The sequence below is a fragment of the Akkermansia massiliensis genome, from assembly GCF_023516715.1.
GTDB classification, from domain to species: domain Bacteria; phylum Verrucomicrobiota; class Verrucomicrobiia; order Verrucomicrobiales; family Akkermansiaceae; genus Akkermansia; species Akkermansia massiliensis.
Map to the genome: position 1 here is coordinate 902686 of NZ_JAMGSI010000001.1, position 17126 is coordinate 919811.

15 protein-coding genes and 1 tRNA gene are annotated in these 17126 nt (G+C 51.6%); 6 read left to right on the top strand and 10 right to left on the bottom strand.

What is annotated here, in order from left to right:
* Nucleotides 1-2 precede the first annotated feature (2 nt).
* Both M8N44_RS03850 and M8N44_RS03855 read right to left on the bottom strand, forming a co-directional pair.
* Nucleotides 3-1136 (bottom strand): efflux RND transporter periplasmic adaptor subunit, encoded by a 1134-nt coding sequence (locus tag M8N44_RS03850; RefSeq protein ID WP_022397971.1) that lies wholly within the window; start codon nucleotides 1134-1136, stop codon nucleotides 3-5.
* A 6-nt stretch (nucleotides 1137-1142) separates the two neighbouring features.
* Complete coding sequence (locus M8N44_RS03855) at nucleotides 1143-1613, bottom strand: MarR family winged helix-turn-helix transcriptional regulator (protein ID WP_022397970.1); 471 nt, start codon at nucleotides 1611-1613, stop codon at nucleotides 1143-1145.
* 235 nt (nucleotides 1614-1848) lie between these two features.
* Here M8N44_RS03855 and M8N44_RS03860 point away from each other — a divergent pair.
* The 5 genes from M8N44_RS03860 to ruvC all read left to right on the top strand — a co-directional run bounded on the left by M8N44_RS03860 (nucleotide 1849) and on the right by ruvC (nucleotide 5737).
* Nucleotides 1849-1926 (top strand) — tRNA-Asp (locus tag M8N44_RS03860).
* 276 nt (nucleotides 1927-2202) lie between these two features.
* Entirely contained in the window at nucleotides 2203-3204 is a 1002-nt protein-coding gene (pyrC, locus tag M8N44_RS03865) for a dihydroorotase (protein WP_102728843.1), read from the top strand.
* Between the two features lie 91 nt (nucleotides 3205-3295).
* A complete protein-coding gene (locus tag M8N44_RS03870) occupies nucleotides 3296-3925 on the top strand; it encodes an MBL fold metallo-hydrolase (RefSeq protein ID WP_022397968.1) in 630 nt (209 codons plus the stop codon).
* Between the two features lie 61 nt (nucleotides 3926-3986).
* On the top strand, nucleotides 3987-5189 hold the full coding sequence (locus M8N44_RS03875) for a DEAD/DEAH box helicase (RefSeq protein WP_102728773.1): 1203 nt from the start codon (nucleotides 3987-3989) through the stop codon (nucleotides 5187-5189).
* Between the two features lie 44 nt (nucleotides 5190-5233).
* Nucleotides 5234-5737 (top strand): crossover junction endodeoxyribonuclease RuvC, encoded by a 504-nt coding sequence (ruvC, locus tag M8N44_RS03880; RefSeq protein WP_102722337.1) that lies wholly within the window; start codon nucleotides 5234-5236, stop codon nucleotides 5735-5737.
* 103 nt (nucleotides 5738-5840) lie between these two features.
* Here ruvC and M8N44_RS03885 read toward each other — a convergent pair whose 3' ends face one another.
* The 5 genes from M8N44_RS03885 to M8N44_RS03905 all read right to left on the bottom strand — a co-directional run bounded on the left by M8N44_RS03885 (nucleotide 5841) and on the right by M8N44_RS03905 (nucleotide 11625).
* Nucleotides 5841-6362, bottom strand: coding sequence for a hypothetical protein (locus M8N44_RS03885; RefSeq protein ID WP_102728774.1), 522 nt, complete (start codon nucleotides 6360-6362; stop codon nucleotides 5841-5843).
* Nucleotides 6363-6455: 93 nt separating this feature from the next.
* On the bottom strand, nucleotides 6456-6710 hold the full coding sequence (locus tag M8N44_RS03890; protein WP_102722335.1) for a hypothetical protein: 255 nt from the start codon (nucleotides 6708-6710) through the stop codon (nucleotides 6456-6458).
* Nucleotides 6711-6729: 19 nt separating this feature from the next.
* Complete coding sequence (locus M8N44_RS03895; RefSeq protein ID WP_102722334.1) at nucleotides 6730-8016, bottom strand: type II restriction enzyme; 1287 nt, start codon at nucleotides 8014-8016, stop codon at nucleotides 6730-6732.
* A complete protein-coding gene (locus M8N44_RS03900; RefSeq protein ID WP_102722333.1) occupies nucleotides 8009-8848 on the bottom strand; it encodes a DNA adenine methylase in 840 nt (279 codons plus the stop codon). Before M8N44_RS03900 ends, M8N44_RS03895 begins: the two co-directional genes overlap by 8 nt.
* A gap of 788 nt (nucleotides 8849-9636) precedes the next feature.
* Nucleotides 9637-11625, bottom strand: coding sequence for an alkyl/aryl-sulfatase (locus M8N44_RS03905; RefSeq protein ID WP_102722332.1), 1989 nt, complete (start codon nucleotides 11623-11625; stop codon nucleotides 9637-9639).
* A gap of 348 nt (nucleotides 11626-11973) precedes the next feature.
* Here M8N44_RS03905 and M8N44_RS03910 point away from each other — a divergent pair, with 348 nt between their 5' ends.
* Nucleotides 11974-12450, top strand: a complete 477-nt coding sequence (locus tag M8N44_RS03910; RefSeq protein WP_102728775.1) for an NUDIX domain-containing protein — start codon at nucleotides 11974-11976, stop codon at nucleotides 12448-12450.
* Here the strand turns inward: M8N44_RS03910 and meaB are convergent.
* Genes meaB through M8N44_RS03925 form a run of 3 tightly spaced genes read right to left on the bottom strand, consistent with a single transcriptional unit; the run spans nucleotide 12425 to nucleotide 16491 of the window.
* Nucleotides 12425-13444 (bottom strand): methylmalonyl Co-A mutase-associated GTPase MeaB, encoded by a 1020-nt coding sequence (gene meaB / locus M8N44_RS03915; RefSeq protein ID WP_022397960.1) that lies wholly within the window; start codon nucleotides 13442-13444, stop codon nucleotides 12425-12427. The genes M8N44_RS03910 and meaB overlap by 26 nt on opposite strands.
* Nucleotides 13445-13460: 16 nt before the next feature.
* Entirely contained in the window at nucleotides 13461-14975 is a 1515-nt protein-coding gene (locus M8N44_RS03920; protein ID WP_102728776.1) for a beta-N-acetylhexosaminidase, read from the bottom strand.
* 34 nt (nucleotides 14976-15009) lie between these two features.
* Complete coding sequence (locus M8N44_RS03925) at nucleotides 15010-16491, bottom strand: beta-N-acetylhexosaminidase (RefSeq protein WP_102722361.1); 1482 nt, start codon at nucleotides 16489-16491, stop codon at nucleotides 15010-15012.
* Nucleotides 16492-17126: the final 635 nt, after the last annotated feature.

Consider the following 17126-nt stretch of genomic DNA (forward strand, 5'->3'; position numbering starts at 1 on the left):
GATCAGTTTTGAGCGGAATACACGGGATTCACCTTGGCGCCGGGGCGCACTTTGTGCATGCCGTCGATGATGATGACTTCCCCTTCCTTCACGCCGGAGCTGAAGCACTGTTCATTATTGACCGTGTTGCCCAGCGTGACGTCGCGGCGCTCCACCACGCCCTGGTCGTTCACCACGTAAACGTAGCTCTTGTAGGCGTCGTGCATCACGGAGGAAATATTGGCCGCCGGGAAGCGGTCCACGTTCTTCTTGGAAAGATTCACCGTGACCACGCCGCCGGGCGTCAGTACGTCTTCCGGATTGGGGAACCTGGCCCAGACGTTCAGGGTGTCCGTAGTCGGCTGGACGGTATTGTCCGTCATGAAAATCTTGCCCGGCTGGTCATACGCCTTGCCGTTGGCGAGGTTGACGGACACGAGGGCGTCCTTCTTCATCTTCTCCTGGGTGCCGAACAGGGAAAGAAAATCGCGTTCGCTGATGGGGAACTTCACGTACACCTCGTCAATGCCCGTGATGGTCACCAGGGAACCGGAGGTGGGCGTGATGTAATTGCCCGTGGAAAAAGTGACGCGTCCCGTGCGTCCCGTGATGGGGGCCGTCAGTTTGGTGTAATTGAGGTCATCCTTCGCTACCGTGATGGCGGCGTCTGCGGACTGGATCTCCGCTTCCAGGGCGTGCATGGTGCTCTTGGCGTTTTCCACCGTATCCATGGAGACGGACTTGGAGGCCAGCAGCCTGTTATAGCGTTCAAAGCTGTTCTTGGCGTAAAGCAGCTTGGCTTCAAGCTGGGCCTTCTTGGCCACCGCTTCCTCCACGGCCGCCTTGTAGCGCGTGTCTTCTATCTCGAAAAGGAGGTCTCCCTTCTTCACCACCTTGCCTTCCCGGAAGCGGGTGGCCACGATGTTGCCGGAAACGCGGGGCTGTACGGTTACCCGGTCAATGGCTTCCACCTGGCCGATGTATTTCTTGTTCACCGCGCTGTCGATGGCGGTCGCTTTCTCGACGAGTACGGTACTGGGCTTGGCGGCCCCTCCCGGCGCTCCCTGGGAATAACCCGGAACAAGCAGAGAGAAAAGCAGGCCGGATCCGGCCAGCAGGCGGAGGGGAACCTTCCGTTGGTGCGTATGTTTTTTCATATGGTATTATTTACTGTAAACGTGGTTGTAAAGGGTATCCACAATGCGGCAGAAATTCTCCTTGTCCTCCTCCGCCAGGGTGCTGAACAGGGTGTCCAGCCGTTGCTTCATGCCGTTGTAAAGCAGCTGGAACCTGGACTCCCCTTCCTCGGAAAGGCGGATGCACAGGGAACGCCTGTCGCGCGGGTTCTCCTTGCGGTCAAACAGGCCCTTCTTCACCATGCTGTCCACCAGCAGGGACGTGGAGGGAATGCTCATGCGGAGATGGTGGGCGAGCGTCTTCAGGGGAATGCCTTCATGGCGGTTGGTCATCAACCGGTTCAGGGCGCCCAGGGCATTCATCTGCCGGACGGAGAGCCCCATGATCTTCTGATAGTGGCTCTGGTCCACTTCATTCAAGTTATCTCTTTTAAACTGGTAAAGAATGGTCTCGAACTTGTGAACGGAGGTAGTGATATCCACGGCAGGTTGAAGCATGGGGCTGTTATGTCAAAACCGGTTAATTGTTGTCAAACTAAAACAAATAAAGTTGAGAATTTGTTGCCGTGTCGAAATAAATCGGAAAAATGAAAAATCACGGCTCCTTCACCATACAAACCGCCGGAGGTTGCGGAAGTTTCAAAAAAAGTCTTTTTTTCTTGTCACTGGGGTATAAAGGCGTGTATAAGCCTCCACGTCCTCGCCGCAAGGCAGGAACAACATTCAAGGTCATGGAGCGGTAGCTCAGTTCGGTTAGAGCGCCAGCCTGTCACGCTGGAGGTCGCGGGTTCGAGCCCCGTCCGCTTCGCCACCTTGTTTCAAAGAAGAAACGGCCGCCTCCGGGCGGCTTTTTTGTGCCCTGGGATTGTCCGGTTCTCCGGCACCTGTTCGTTTGCCTGTTTTTTCCCAAGACGCATCCCGGCAGGGAGTGGAGCCTTTGCATAAATCCCCACGGTTTGAATGAAAGGCATCCAACCGGGAGCGGAGGCTCTTATTCCCCCTTCTCCTTCTCTCCGCCAAACCCCTCCTTTCCGCGGAGCAGGGGACCATGCTTGATTTCGCCACAATCTTCCCCCATGATACCCGCATGATTCTGGAACTGCACTCCCCGCTGGACATGCATCTTCACCTGAGGGACGGCGACATGCTGAAACTGGTCGCACCCCTGAGCTCCGCCTCCTTTGCCGGGGCGGTCATCATGCCCAACCTGGTGCCCCCTGTGGCGGATGCGGATGCGGTGCAGGCCTACCGGCAGCGGGTGCTGGACGCTTGCGGGGGAGACGTCTTCCAGCCGTACATGACGGCGTTCTTCCGCTCCTATTCCGAAAAGGAACTGGCTACGCTCAAGGAACTGGTATTCGGCATCAAGCTGTACCCGGCGGGAGCAACCACGAACAGCGAAGGAGGCGTAAGGGCCATGAAGGATGCGGAGGGCACCATGTCCCTCATGCAGGAAATGGGCATTCCGCTGCTGGTTCACGGTGAAAGCCACGGATTCGTGATGGACCGGGAAGCCGAATTCCTGGACGTTTACCGTGATCTGGCCACCCGCTTCCCCCGGCTGACCATCTGCATGGAACACATCACCACGGCCTCCGCCGTGCGGCTGCTGGATGAATTTGAAAACCTCGCGGCTACCGTAACCCTCCAGCACCTTCTTATCACGCTGGACGACGTGGCCGGGGGCATGCTGCGCCCCCACCTCTTCTGCAAGCCGATCGCCAAAAGGCCGGAAGACCGGGAAGCGCTGTTGAAAGCTGCCTTATCCGGACATCCGCGCCTCATGTTCGGCAGTGACTCCGCCCCCCATCCCGTCCACGCCAAGGAAGCGTGCGGCTGCGCCGCCGGCGTGTTCACCGCTCCCATCGCCCTGCCGCGCCTGGCGGCCCTGTTTGACGGACACGGCGCCCTGGACCGGTTGCAGGGCTTCGTTTCCGGCCATGCCTGTTCCCTGTACGGACTGAAGCCTCCTGCCAGGACGGTGCGCCTGCAGCGGCGGAAAATGCTGGTGCCGGACGCCTACGAGGGGCATGGACAGAAAGTGGTGCCGATGGAGGCCGGAAGCGTCATTCCCTGGAGCTTGGTGTGACGGCCACCCCCGCGGGAAGATGACAGAAAGCAATTGAAGGAAACCGTCTTTATACTGGATATTCCGGACGATCTCACTACAATCCCTGCTCATGGATCGGATTCGCGTTTATACGGGTGGAGTAGCTTCCTGTAATGGTTATCTCTTCAAGACGAAGGATAACTCTTACGTGGCGGTGGACGCTCCGTCCGGCTTCGCGGACTGGATATACTCCAAAAAGCCCGATATCATCATCACGGACCTTCTCATCACGCACCAGCACTTTGACCACGTGGAGGACGCCTGCCGCATGCGCCAGATCTTCGGCTGCCGCATTCACGCCGGACAGCCTTACACTGAAGACTTGACGCTGGAAAAAATGGCGCGCGACGCCTGGGGGCTTCCCCTCAACGTACAGCCGTTTGTGGTGGATGAAATACTCACGCCGGACATCCACACGGCAAACTGGGGCGGCCTGCTGTGGCATCTGCACCAGGTGCCGGGACACTCTCCGGACAGCATCGTTTACGACCTGCCGGACGAGGGAATCATGTTCACGGGAGACGTTATCTTTGCCGGTTCCATCGGACGGACGGACCTTCCGGGAGGGAACCTGCGCCTGCTGAAACAGGGCATAGAAAAGAAAGTGCTCAACCAGCCCGCCACGACCATGATTTTCCCGGGACACGGACCGTACACCACCGTGAAGAATGAACTGCTGACCAATCCGTTCATCTCCTGACCACGCTTCCCGCGCCGCTGCGCGGGGACGTGCTCCACTCTTTAGCAAGCATACAAGATCAATGTTATTTTCAGAATTAGGTTTATCGGAACCCGTCTTGAAGGCGGTGGAAAAATGCGGTTATGAACATCCCACCCCCATTCAGGAGCAGGCCATTCCCATCATTCTGGAGGGCCGGGACCTCATTGGGGCCTCCCAGACGGGAACGGGAAAAACCGCCGCTTTTGCCCTCCCCCTGCTGACAAAGCTTCAGCCCATCGGCAAGCCCCAGATACTGGTGCTGGAACCCACCCGCGAACTGGCGGACCAGGTGGCGGAAGCCTTTGCCGAATACGGCGAATTCACCGGGCTGAAAGTGGCCCTGCTGTACGGCGGCGTGGGCTACGGGAAGCAGACGGAAGACCTGAAAAACGGAGCGGACATCGTGGTGGCAACGCCCGGCCGCCTGGTGGACCACTTCTACCGCGGCACCATGCGCTTCGGAGAAGTCAAGGCCCTGGTGCTGGATGAGGTGGACCGCATGCTGGACATGGGCTTTCTCCCCATCGTCCGTAAAATCGTCAACCTCTGCCCGTGGGAAGGCAGGCAGACCCTCTTCTTCTCCGCCACCATGCCCCCGGTCATCGCCGGATTTGCCAAATGGTGCCTGACGGACCCGGCGGAAGTCACCATCGCCCGGCGCGAAGTGGCCGCCACCATCAGCCATGCCTTTTACCCGGTGGCGCTGGACCAGCGGGACGAACTGCTGCTGGCCTTGCTCAAGGGGACGGACTTCCATTCCGTCATGATCTTCACCCGTACCCGCAAGGAGGCGGACGCCGTGTGCGGCATGCTCAAGCAGCATGGCTACCGCGGGGAAGTGGCCGTCATGCACTCCGACATTCCCCAGAAGGAACGCATGGAAGCGCTCAAGGGCTTCAAAAGCGGCAAATATGATATTCTGGTGGCTACGGACGTGGCGGCGCGCGGCATTGACATCAGCGGCGTGACCCACGTCATCAACTACCGGGTGCCGGAAAATGCGGAAGACTACGTGCACCGCATCGGCCGTACCGGCCGTGCCGAAGCCTCCGGAGACGCCTTCACGATCATGACGGCGGATGAAGTGGACTTTGCCACGGCTGTGGAAAACTTCATCGGAAAGCCCATTGAACGCAAAAAGCTGGACGGCTTTGACTACACGTACACCGCCCTGCTGGAAGACAAGCCCGTTAAATCCGTCCGCAAGTCCAAACCCGCCGGACCCAAGCGCCGCAGACGCTAAGGGGGAGCTGACAAGGTTCTCTCTGCGGGAATGAATATCATCCCATGCGCATCCTTGCCATAGACCCGGCCATCCGCAACACGGGCTATGCCGTGGTGGAGGGCGACCATCGCCGGGCGTGCGCGCTGGACTACGGAACGCTCTCCATTCCCCGGAGTGTGTCCCAGTCCGGCTGCCTGCTTGCCATCAAGCAGCACCTGGGCAACCTCATTGACAAATGGGAACCGGATGAAATGGCGGTGGAACGCATCATCTACGTCCAGTCCCATCAGACGGCCATCACGATGGGCGCGGCCAAGGCGGCCGTGGTCATTGCCGCGGCGGAAGCCGGACTGCGGATCATGGAATACTCTCCCAAAAGCGTGAAACTCTCCGTTGTAGGGCGGGGGGCCGCTCAAAAAGCGCAGGTCGCCTTCATGGTGCGCGCCCTGCTGGAACTCCGGGAAACGCCGGAATCCGATGCCGCGGACGCCCTGGCGATCGGCCTCACGCACCTCTTCTCCGCGGACCCCTTGAAGGCCCACATGATGGAGAGGAAATACATTTAACAGTGATGAGAGTTTAGAGATGAGAGTTTAGTGTAAAAAATCCGGACTTGCAGTCCGCGAATTTAAAATCTAATCACTACTCTCTAAACTCTCATCACTACCTTCAAGGCTTGAAGGTCCTTCCTTTCCCGTCCTGCCACGCCTTGAGCAGGGAGGCGTACATCTTGTTGAGCTGTTCCAGAGTGGCTACGCGGAACTCGACGGTATTTGTATTCGGGTAAGCCTTGGCGACGGTGGTATCCGGATCAATGCTTCCTCCCGTCGCCCGGTTGACGGCGCCGGAACCGAGTTCCTTCGCCCGGTCGGTCACATTCTTGATGGCATTGATGCCGGAATTCTGCCCCAGCGTCTCCAGATAATAAAACTTGGTGGGCGTATTCCCCATGGTGACCAACGTCACTTCATACACCATGCACGCGTTGTCCAGAATATACTTGTGCTGCGCCACAGCTACAATCCGGCTGAGATGCACCACATACTGCCCCTCCGGAAAATTGCCGATCCAGAACTGGCTCTGGTTGTAATCATCCGTAGACTGGGTAGGAGCCCCCGTTTTGGACTGGGCGGAAAGGGGTACAGCTGTGAAAATACAAACCGCTAAAGTAAAAAAGAAGAGATTTTTCATATTCTTATACAAACATTCGCATTTAGGTGAGATGAAGAGAAATTATTAAAAACACTTATTATTAAGTACTGCAATCAAACAGGAGAAATAAAATTAATGGTAAGAATCCTCCACTCCTTTTTGATAACCAAGTGCATAGGCAGCATGAGGACTTTTATGCCTTACTGCACCTGCTTGGCTTTCAGGTAACGAATTCAAATCTATATTTAATTTTTCTTTACGGCGTAATCCATCTTTGTAGCCTCTGTCATAAGCACATCCAGCGCAACGGTGCCTCCCAGCTCCTCCTTGATCGTCTGGTAAATTGTTAAATTGAAGATCGTAACGATGTTCTTTTTTACAAGTCATAAAATTAATAGTATCTAAATTATTCTTCAATTAAACCAAGTATCCAATTTGACCATGAAATAATAGTGGATGCTCTGCGTTTGTAAGTTTCATTTGAACTAATATTATATAAATTAGATTTTTTCATGATTTCGACAATTTCGTTTTTTGATGGAGTATTCCCTTTTTTTAAATATAATTTTAATGATTCTTTAAAAATTTTATGCGATAATATGAGCTTTACAAATTCAAGTTGTCTGTCTGTAATAGATTTATTAAACATGCCCAAGCCTGTTTCAGTGAGAACATATTTTATATTATTATTATCATATTTTTTATCGACCAAACCTAAATATTTTGCAGCATTAAAATAATATTCTGTTTGTCGGGCATCAAAATCATAATTCTGCGTAATTTCTTCCTTGCTAAGGAATAATTTTTGTTTTAATAATTCACACAGATTGATTATGCGTTCAAAGCTGTCAGCTTGAGGAAAGGGAATCGATGGTTCTGATACAGTTTTTGTGTTTTCTAAAATATTTTGTATAGCTTCAATATTAATAGATCCTTCTTGAATTGCATATTTTTTATGCTTAATCAAACGAATAGAGTTATAAAATTTAGCATCTGTAAATTCATATTCACGAATATGAAAAATACCATTTGAATATGTTAAAAATATCGGACGTATTTGTTTATTCACCTTCTCTTTCCATAAACGGTAAGGATAATATAGCTGACGGATTAAAAAGTCATCAGAAATATAATTTTTGGCTTCTATCAATATTAATGAATCATTTCCTTCATAACCTCCATCTATTTCTATTTGAGAATTATTTACTTTTACTTCAAATTGTTTTTGGTCTTCGGAAGAATTAATTTTGAAATCAAATAAAGAGGAACTCATTCGTCCGCTTATTGTCGGAAACAAATTGTCTTCACCTGTAAAGTCATGCAATATTTTTGAAACAAAAATACAATTAATTGAAGTTGCTTCGCTTGTTATATCTTTATAATCCATACTTTCTAGAAAAGTAGGAAAATCAATGAATGTTATATCTATTTCTTCTTTTTTAAAAGTACAAAAAGTTTCAAAAGTACTGATTTCATAAGTGCCTCTGGATGTAGGTAGAATTGATAAGTTATTTTCAGAGAATAAATGGGGGAGCTGGGAACGATGATCAAATTTTGTCATCAAGCGTGCTTCTCTGAACTCATTAATATCTGTGGAGGATATTGTTACCCGTCCTTTCGATTTTATTGCATCTAAGATACGGTGTTTTTCAAAAATTTGTTCCCACGCTATATCGTTTTTATATCTATTCATAATTGCGTATTAAAACTTCATCTACTTCTCCCCGTTTTTCCGCATTCGCGTTAATTGAACGGATCGCCCTGACAGTGCTAATGTGATATTCCTTATACTGTTCTTTAATGAAATTAGACGAGGAATTAGATAATAAAAATTTTATGCCTCTTTTTGTCAAGTCGTCACAAGCCTCACGCAATTTTATTTGATCAAGAATATTCCATCCACCCTGAACGTAACCAGTGAAATTAGAACTATCTGAAATAGGATGATAGGGAGGATCCAGATATACAAATGAGTTCTTTTCCAAATTTTTCAAAATATCATTATAATCTCTATTATAAATTTTTATATTGTTGGAATTTAGATATAGAGAAACTGCTCTTAAAACTGGTTCGTTGACGATATTTGGATTTTTATATTTGCCAAATGGAGAATTAAATTCTCCAGAATTGTTTACACGATATAATCCATTATAACAAGTCTTATTTAAATATATCAGCCTGGAAGCTCGCCGTACCTCTCCTATTTTTTTAAAATCAGATGATCGATCTAGACTTCGTATTTCATAAAAATATTTGGATTCGTTTTTATGAGTTTTTAAATCTATAATAAGTTCATTTAAATTATTTTTAATTACATTATAGACATTTATTAATTCAGAGTTGAAGTCATTAATAATTGCTTTTTTAGGTTGGAGATGAAAAAATACAGCTCCTCCTCCAATAAATGGTTCTACATAAGTATGATTTTTTATATTTTTCGGTATGAATTCTATTATAGAATTTATAAGTTGCCTCTTGCCGCCAACCCACTTTACAAACGGGGTAACTAATTTGTTTTTTATCATTATAAAATCTATTTTTATATTATTTTTATTTTTATAGGAAAAACTATGATCCTATTTTTATTAGTTATTTTTCTGCCCCGACTAGATTTTCCTTACAGTTTTCTTAGTCGATTGTCAATCATAATTTGAATGATTTTTATGGATGTCTTTTGTATAAGGGAAATTTATTATAAATTTATATTTATAATTATATTTTTTATTTTTAATAAATTATTAAGATATTATTATGCCATTTTAAAAATTTGTTAAAAAATAAAATGATTTTTATTATTTAATATGAAACATTGATGGTGATTTCTAGGAAGTTGCTTTATAGAAAAAGATATGTAGAGATGATATCATCTAACAAAAATTGTTGATTTTCAAATTTTTAGAAAGAAATAATATTAGTGTTTTCGTAGAAAGAAATTAATACGAGAGAAATGGCTTGGTGGGCTGGACGACAGGAAGATTTATTATGGAGAACTTTGAACGAGTTCATGCCGAAACCTAGGAAGAAAATGTATACAAAGATATGGTACCGTTTCTTAATGTCGCAGTTGAAAAAAGATAGTAACTCTTGATGAATTATTTGGATAAGGATACGGTAATGGGTCGATTGATATACTAAATTTTAATAATAACGATACAAAGAGATAAGGATTTTGGTATATTCACTAAAATTGCAGGCTATGGCGAAATGATGCTAACATAGAGGGGGAGAGCCTCACTCTGCGTGGGAACATATGAAAAAACCGCTTTCCCCAAGTGCCGGGAAAAGCGGTTTCGTTAAAAATAACAATGAAAGGTCAGGGTTCTATGATGTTGAAGTTTCCATTGAACTTGTCCATGCATCCGATCAGCTCCTGGAACTTGTCTGCATTGCCTTCGATCTTGATCATGCCTTTGTCCAGGGCTTCCTTCAAGGGCATGGCCTGCATGGCAATAAGGGTGAAGTTGAGCTTGTCTCCGGTAATTACTGCATCAGGATGATCGACCGGTTTTCCTTCTCGGTACATCAGTACTTCGTCCTCAACCCAGAAGCCGTATGGTTTTCCGTTTTGGTCTATCCAGTTGAAAGCGAGCTTTTTCCCTTTGGATTTCTCGGCATTGAGACTGATGCCCATGTAGTCAAACAGCATTTCCGGCGTGAGGTTGGACAGAATATCCTTGGATACAAGATCCAGAGGGTTCTGAAGCAGGCCGTTTCTCAGTTCGTAGGCACCGACGAGAAATTCATTGCGCCAGGGGCCGGATTCCGCCTGGTAGCCGAGCTGTTCAAGCGCGTCCGCCGCCAGATTTCTTGCCTTGCTGTTTTGCGGATCGGCAAAAACCACGTGCTTTAATACTTCGGCGGTCCAGCGGTAGTCTCCTTTGTCAAAGGCTTTTTGGGCGTTGTCTATCATCTTGTCGGCCCCTCCTGCCAGTTCAACATAGCGCTTGGCCGCTTCCACGGGCGGCAGGGCATACAGGTTTGCCGGGTTGCCGTCATACCAGCCCATGTACCGTTGATAAATGGCTTTGGCGTTGTGGTTCAGCGTGCCGTAATAACCCCGGAAGTACCATTCCTTGTCGATTTCCGGCGGCAGCTTGATCATTTCCGCAATTTCTACAGGCGTATATCCCTTGTTAATCAGGTTCAACGTCCGGTCGTGCATGTATTTGTAGCCGTTGCGTTCCTTGGCCAGGAACTGGCTGATGCGTTCTTTCCCCCATCTCGGCCAGTGGTGCTGTGCGAATAAGACTTCCGTTTTGTCTCCATAACGCTGGATGGCTTCATCAAGAGCCTTCCACCAGTTGCTTGCGTCCCGAACCTTGGCTCCTCTCAGGGTATAAAGGTTATGCATGGTGTGGGTCGCGTCCTCCGCACTGCAAAGCGCCTTGAATTGAGGGAGATACATCAGCATTTCAGAAGGGGCTTCTGTTCCAGGGGCCATCATGAATTCCATCTCCACTCCGTCTATCGTTCTTGTTTCACCCGTTTTGGTGATTGTATCGGTAGGCGGAATGACTGTAATGGTTCCGCTGGAGCTGGCGGTGCCCAGGCCGGAGCCTACGGTACCCTCCGGCCCCTTGTTAAAGGGCGCCGCATACATGTACGTGGAGCGCCTCCCCATGGCATTGCCGGCATAGACGTTTTCGGAAACGGCTTCTTTCAGGAATCCCTCCGGCGCCAGTATCTGCGTTTTACCGGATTTGACGTCTTGCTCCGATGTTACTCCCTTGACTCCGCCAAAGTGGTCGACATGGGAGTGCGTGTATACAACTGCCTTGACCGGACGTTTCCCAGTCTCCGGCTGTTCCACTTCCCGATAGTAGAGGTCAAGCCCCGCTTTTGCGGTTTCTTCCGAGATGAGGGGGTCAATGATGATGAGGCCTTCCTTTCCTTCGATGATGGTCATGTTAGAAAGATCAAACCCGCGAATCTGGTAGATGCCGTCCATGACCTTGAACAGCCCGCTTTTGGCATTGAGCTGGGAAACGCGCCATAAACTCGGGTTCACCGTATCAGGGGCCGGTTTGTCCTTGGTAAAGTCAAAGGCAGAGATGTCAAAGACCGTCCTCCCCTCCTTGTTTTTAATGTTCGGGTCCTTGAGGGTTGCCATGAATCCCTTTTCAGCATCCTGAAAGTCTTGCTTGTCGTTCTCGTCCAGGCCATGAGCACCGAGAAATTTTTGGTTGTATTCAATAGTATGGCTTGTCGCCTTTTTAGGCTGCTCTGCGCCCTGGGCGCCTATGCCTCCCCCTGCGAACATTGCCAGCAACATGGCAGCGAAATAATTGATTTTTATTTTCATGATCAGTTTTTATTAACGGGACGTGAAAAGTAAAAGAGCGGCCAGTCAGCCAGTTTTCACCTTGCAGGAAAATAGACTTGCCGTTAAAGAACAATGTTCGGAAAATGGCAGTATGTTAATGTTTGACTACCAGAGTTTTCTGGATATTTAACAGGAAATTCCACAACCAGGGAGGGTGTCTTTTGTTTTTTTATATTACTTATCCTGCTGATGGGTTGTGATTTATATCCGGAGTTGTTTGGCGGGGAGAATAAAGTGTCTGTATCCGAGTCATTTTTACATGCCTGTAGCAAATTTGTGGAAGAACATGGCTGGAAATGCAGGGAATGTTGTGCTAGGTAAGAAGGCATGGAAAGATTGTATCGTCCCAATGTGGCGGGGCTGTTGGTCCGGGAGGACGGAAAGCTGCTGGTTTGCGAACGTTCCAGGCAGAAAGGGGCCTGGCAGTTCCCTCAGGGGGGGATTGATCCGGGAGAAACTGCCACGGAGGCAGTGAAGCGGGAAGTCCGGGAGGAAGTGGGGTTCCTGCCGTCCCAGTATGATGTTGTGGAATCCCGGGGCGGCTATCGTTACGATTATCCGCCGGAGGTGCTGGAGTATGTCCGCGAAAAGCGGCAGCAGCCTTTTGTGGGGCAGGAGCAGGAGTATTTCCTGTGCCGGCTGCGTGCGGACGCTCCGGAGCCCAGCCTGGACCACCGGGAGTTCTGCGCCTACAGGTGGATAGCCCCGGCCCGGTTCAGGCTGGAGTGGCTGCCGGAGTTCAAGAAGGAGGTGTACGCCAGGGTGCTGGCGGATTTCTTCAATGTCCGGGCACGGGATAAGTGAAGTGGCTCAGCAGGTCGTGCGCGGCGGAGACGGGGTCCATCTTGTCCCCGGCCACCATGTTTTCCAGAACGGGCATGCGGGACGCCACGGCGGGATGCTGTTCAAAGGCGGTGAGCAGGGCTTCATGCACCAGGGCCTGAACCCATGAGAGGGACTGGTTCCGGCGGCGGTTGTACCAGAAGCCGGATTCCTTCATGCTGTCCCGGAAGCGGAAGAGCGTTTCTTCAATAGTGTCCAGTCCGCGCCCTTCCAGGGAGGAACAGGTGAGGACGGAGGGCGTCCAGCCGGGGGTGGGGCTTTGCAGGTAGTGGAGCACCATTTTCAGTTCCTGGCAGTGGGCCGCCGCCCGCTGGCGGTTGTCGCCGTCGTCCTTGGTGACTACCAGGATGTCCGCCAGCTCCATGATGCCGCGCTTGATGCCCTGGAGGTCGTCTCCGGCTCCGGTGATGAGCAGGAGCATGAAGATGTCCACCATGGAACGGACGGTGGTTTCCGACTGGCCGACGCCGACGGTTTCAATGAGGATAATGTCAAAGCCCGCGGCTTCGCACGCGATCATGGTTTCACGCGTTTTTCTGGCTACGCCGCCCAGGGAGCCGCCGGAGGGGGAAGGGCGGATGAAGGCGTTTTCCTCCCCGGAGAGTTCTTCCATGCGGGTTTTGTCCCCCATGATGGAACCGCGGGAAACGGAAGAGGACGGGTCAATGGCCAGCACGGCCACCTTGAAGCCTTTTTTGCACAGGTAGGTGCCGAAGGCTTCAATGAAGGAGGATTTGCCCGCGCCGGGAACGCCCGTGATGCCGATGCGGACGGCATTGCCCGAATGGGGCAGGAGCTTGGAGATGAGCGCCCGTGAGGCTTCCTGGTCTTTAGCGGCGTTGCTTTCTACCAGGGTGATGGCCCTCCCCAGCAGGGCGCGGTTCCCGGCCAGGACTCCCTGGGCCAGTTCTTCTACGGAGGGGCGGTGCGGACGTGCAAATTTAGTGCTGCTCATGGATAGAGAATGCGGATTATTTGAAAGGGGGTTCGTTTTCCTTGGTGCGCTCCATATCGTAGTTGAAACGTTTGAGGACAAATTGGCGCTGATCGGCCAGCTTGCGCTGGAAGTTTTCCCAGGAACGCACGTTCATTGGTGACCAGCCCGCTTCCGCAATGGCGCAGGCGCGGGGGTAGGTGCGGTAAAGCAGGTGGTTCAGGGTGGGGAGCTGTTCCGCCCACATGGTAGCCTGAACGCCGATGATATGGTCTGTTTCCTGCTCCGGCCTGCCGTAGGCGGGGTTCAGCTTGTAGCTTTGCTCCAGCGTAGTGGTGGGCATCCAGCCCCGGTTGTCCTGGCCGGGAATCTGGGGGTAGTCCAGATAGCAGTGTTCCCCGGCGGCGATGATGAGGGGAAGGCCCTGCTTTTTCGTTTCCGTGATGGTGGAGGGCGTCAAGCCCATGCGCCAGGTGAAGACGGTGTCTCCCTTGCGGTAAACGCTGGCCTGGGCCCACGGCTTTTCATACCAGAAGATGGGCTTTTTGCCGCGCGCGGCGAGCATGGAGGCCATTTTCGCTTCAAATTCCTTCAGTTCCTCGTGGACGTCCTTCATTCCCTTCTGCTGGCGGTATTTGACGCTGAGAGGGCATTTTTCCCAGGTTTTTTCCAGCGGGGCTTCGTCGCCGCCCAGGTGAACCATGGTGGACGGAAAGATGTCCCTGAGCTCGTCAAAGACGGCGGCATAGAATTTCCATATTTCCGGCTTGTGGGGGCATACCAGGTACAAGCCCACACCGCCGGTCGTGCTGACTTTCGTGTTGTGGTCTGGAAAGCAGAAGAATTCCGGATAGGCGGCGGCCAACGCCTGGTTGTGGCCCGGCATGTCTATTTCCGGGATGACCTCAATGCCGCGCGCGGCGCAGTACGCCACCAGGTCTTTCAGTTCCTGCCTGGTGTACATTCCTTCGTGGGGAGTGCCGTTGCCGAAGCTTTCCGCCCGTTTGGAAGAGATGCTTTTCAGTTTGGGATAGCCCGGCACAGGCAGGCGCCAGCCCTGGTCGTCCGTCAGGTGGAGCTGGAGCTTGTTGAATTTATAGTAGGCCATCAGGTCCACGAATTTCTTCAGGTCCTTGATGGGGATGAAGTGGCGCGCAGGGTCCACCATCATGCCGCGCCACGGGTAGCGCGGCTTGTCCTTGATGACTCCGCAGGGAATGCCTTCCGGATGCGCCGCCAGCTGGTCCTGGAGCTGCTGGAGAGTGACCAGTCCGTAGATACGGCCCTCTTTCCCGCCGGAAGAGAGGTGCACTCCCTGCGGGGTGACGGTGAGCTGATAGGCGTCCTTGCCCAGGGCAGGAGAGGTTTTGTCGGAAAGAAGCTTCAAGGTCCTGGTGGCGTTCCGCTTCAGCTCCGTTTTCTCCGGCTCCGGAATAATACTGTATTTTTCTGCTGGTGCGGCACACGCCATGGATGCAGAGAAGGCTGTGCAGGCCAGGAGGTAGATCAGTTTAAACATGACGGAGGGCTTTTTCAGAAGAGATTCTATCATGGAGAATCAGGAGTGATAAGGAAAAACGGCGGAATTACTTTTTGTTTTCCCACCGGAAGGGTGGCTCATTGTCCTTCGTGCGTTTCAAGTCGTAATTAAAGCGCTTGAGGACAAAGGGGCGGTGGTCGGCCACTTTCCTCTGGAAGTTTTCCCAGGAACGCACCTCCATGGGAGACCATCCCGCTTCCGCCAGGGCCATGGCGCGGGGATAGACGCGGTAAAGCAGGTGGTTCAGGTCCGGAAGGTGTTCCGCCCACACGGGAGCGTGCACGCCCCGGATGTGGCCTGCTTCCGCGGTGGATTTGCCGAAGGCCGGATCCAGTTCATAACATTTCTGCAAGGTCGTGGTTTGCATCCATCCCCAGTTGTATTGTCCCGGGAATTGAGGGAAATCCAGATAACAATATTCATTGGATGCCATAATCAGGTTCAGCCCGGCCTTTTTTGTTTTCTCAATGGCTTGGCGCGCCTGGTCCTGCCGCCACGCGTAAACTGTTTCGCCCGGGTGGTAGATGTCGGCGTTCCCTTCATACCAGAATTGCGGCGTTTGCCCGTTTTTGTCGAGCAGGGCTGTCATTTTGGCGAAGAAAGCCCTCATTTGTTCCTGTTCGTCTTTCATGCCTGCCTTGGTCCGGGCTTCCCGGCACAGGGGGCATTTTTTCCAGAGTTCCGTGGGGGCTTCGTCGCCGCCCAGGTGAACGGTATTGGACGGGAAGATGTCCTTGAGTTCCTTGAAGACGGCGGCGTAGAATTTCCAGACCTCCGGCTTCTGGGGACATACCAGTTCCTTGCTGTTGCCGGCCACTGTCCGTACCTTCATGTCCGGTTTGGGGAAGCAGAAGAATTCGGGGTAGGCGGCGGCCAACGCCTGGTTGTGGCCCGGCACGTCTATCTCCGGGATGACTTCAATGCCGCGCGCCGCACAGTAGGCCACCAGGTCTTTCAGCTCCTGTCTGGTGTACATTCCTTCATGGGGAATGCCGTCTCCGAAGCTTTCCTCCCGCTTGGAGGCGACGCTTTTCAGTCTGGGATAGCCCGGCACGGGCAGGCGCCAGCCCTGGTTGTCCGTCAGGTGCACATGGAGCTTGTTGAATTTGTAGTAGGCCATCAGGTCCACGAATTTCTTCAGGTCCTTGATGGGGATGAAGTGGCGGGCGGGGTCCACCATCATGCCGCGCCACGGGTAGCGCGGCTTGTCCGTGATGACGCCGCAGGGGATGCCCTCCGGCTGTGCCGCCAGCTGGTCCTGGAGCTGCTGGAGGGTGACCAGGCCGTACATCCTGCCCTCCCTGCCGCCGGAGGCAAGGTGGACGCCCTGCGGGGTGACGGCGAGGCGGTAGGCGTCCTTGCCCAGGGCAGGAGAGGTTTTGTCGGAGAGGAGCTTCAAGGTCCTGGTGGCGTTCCGCTTCAGCTCCGTTTTCTCCGGCTCCGGAATAATGCTGTATTTTTCTGCTGCTTCAGTTTGAAATACCGGGAACAGCAGCAATCCGGCCAGGAGTGGAAAAAGCCTTGTCATGTTTTCAGTATAAGCCGTGCCGGGAGAGAATCTTTCAAAAATTTGCTCCTTCATGAGCACGCGGCGGAATATGCTTCATGCCCGCTGAAAGGATATGGTGGACCCTTTGACAAAATGTTTCTCAGGAATTACCGGGGCTGGCATCCCGGCGGTCCGGACACAAGTTCCTTTCAGGGAAAGAGGAAGGGCCGGAAAGAGGGAAGGCCTTTTGTCTTTTTCCCATGGTCCGTCTGGCGCTGTTAGCGGCTATTTGACCGTTTTTCCAGGTCCGGGAATATTCCCTTACGGTTGAGGATGGAGAAAATGTGCATTTGCGTTCTTACTGTCCGTGTCCTCAGATCAACAGAAGGATTATTTGGAAAGGTGCCGTCCACGCTTTGAAGGGCTCCGCAGTTGCTGGAAAGTTCCGGACTTTTTCCTGGTCCAGAGGAACGTTAAAAGTAAAAAAGACCGCCTCCGGAGAGACGGCCTTTTTCTTAAAGGTGGTAGCCCTATGAGGACTTATAGCATTTATATACAATGATATATTTTTTAGTGTGTTCATAATTGTGATAATGTTGAGCACATGAGAGGGGATAACGATTGCGTGATATACTGGACACGCAGAGAGCGGGAGAACTGCAATGTAGTCCATT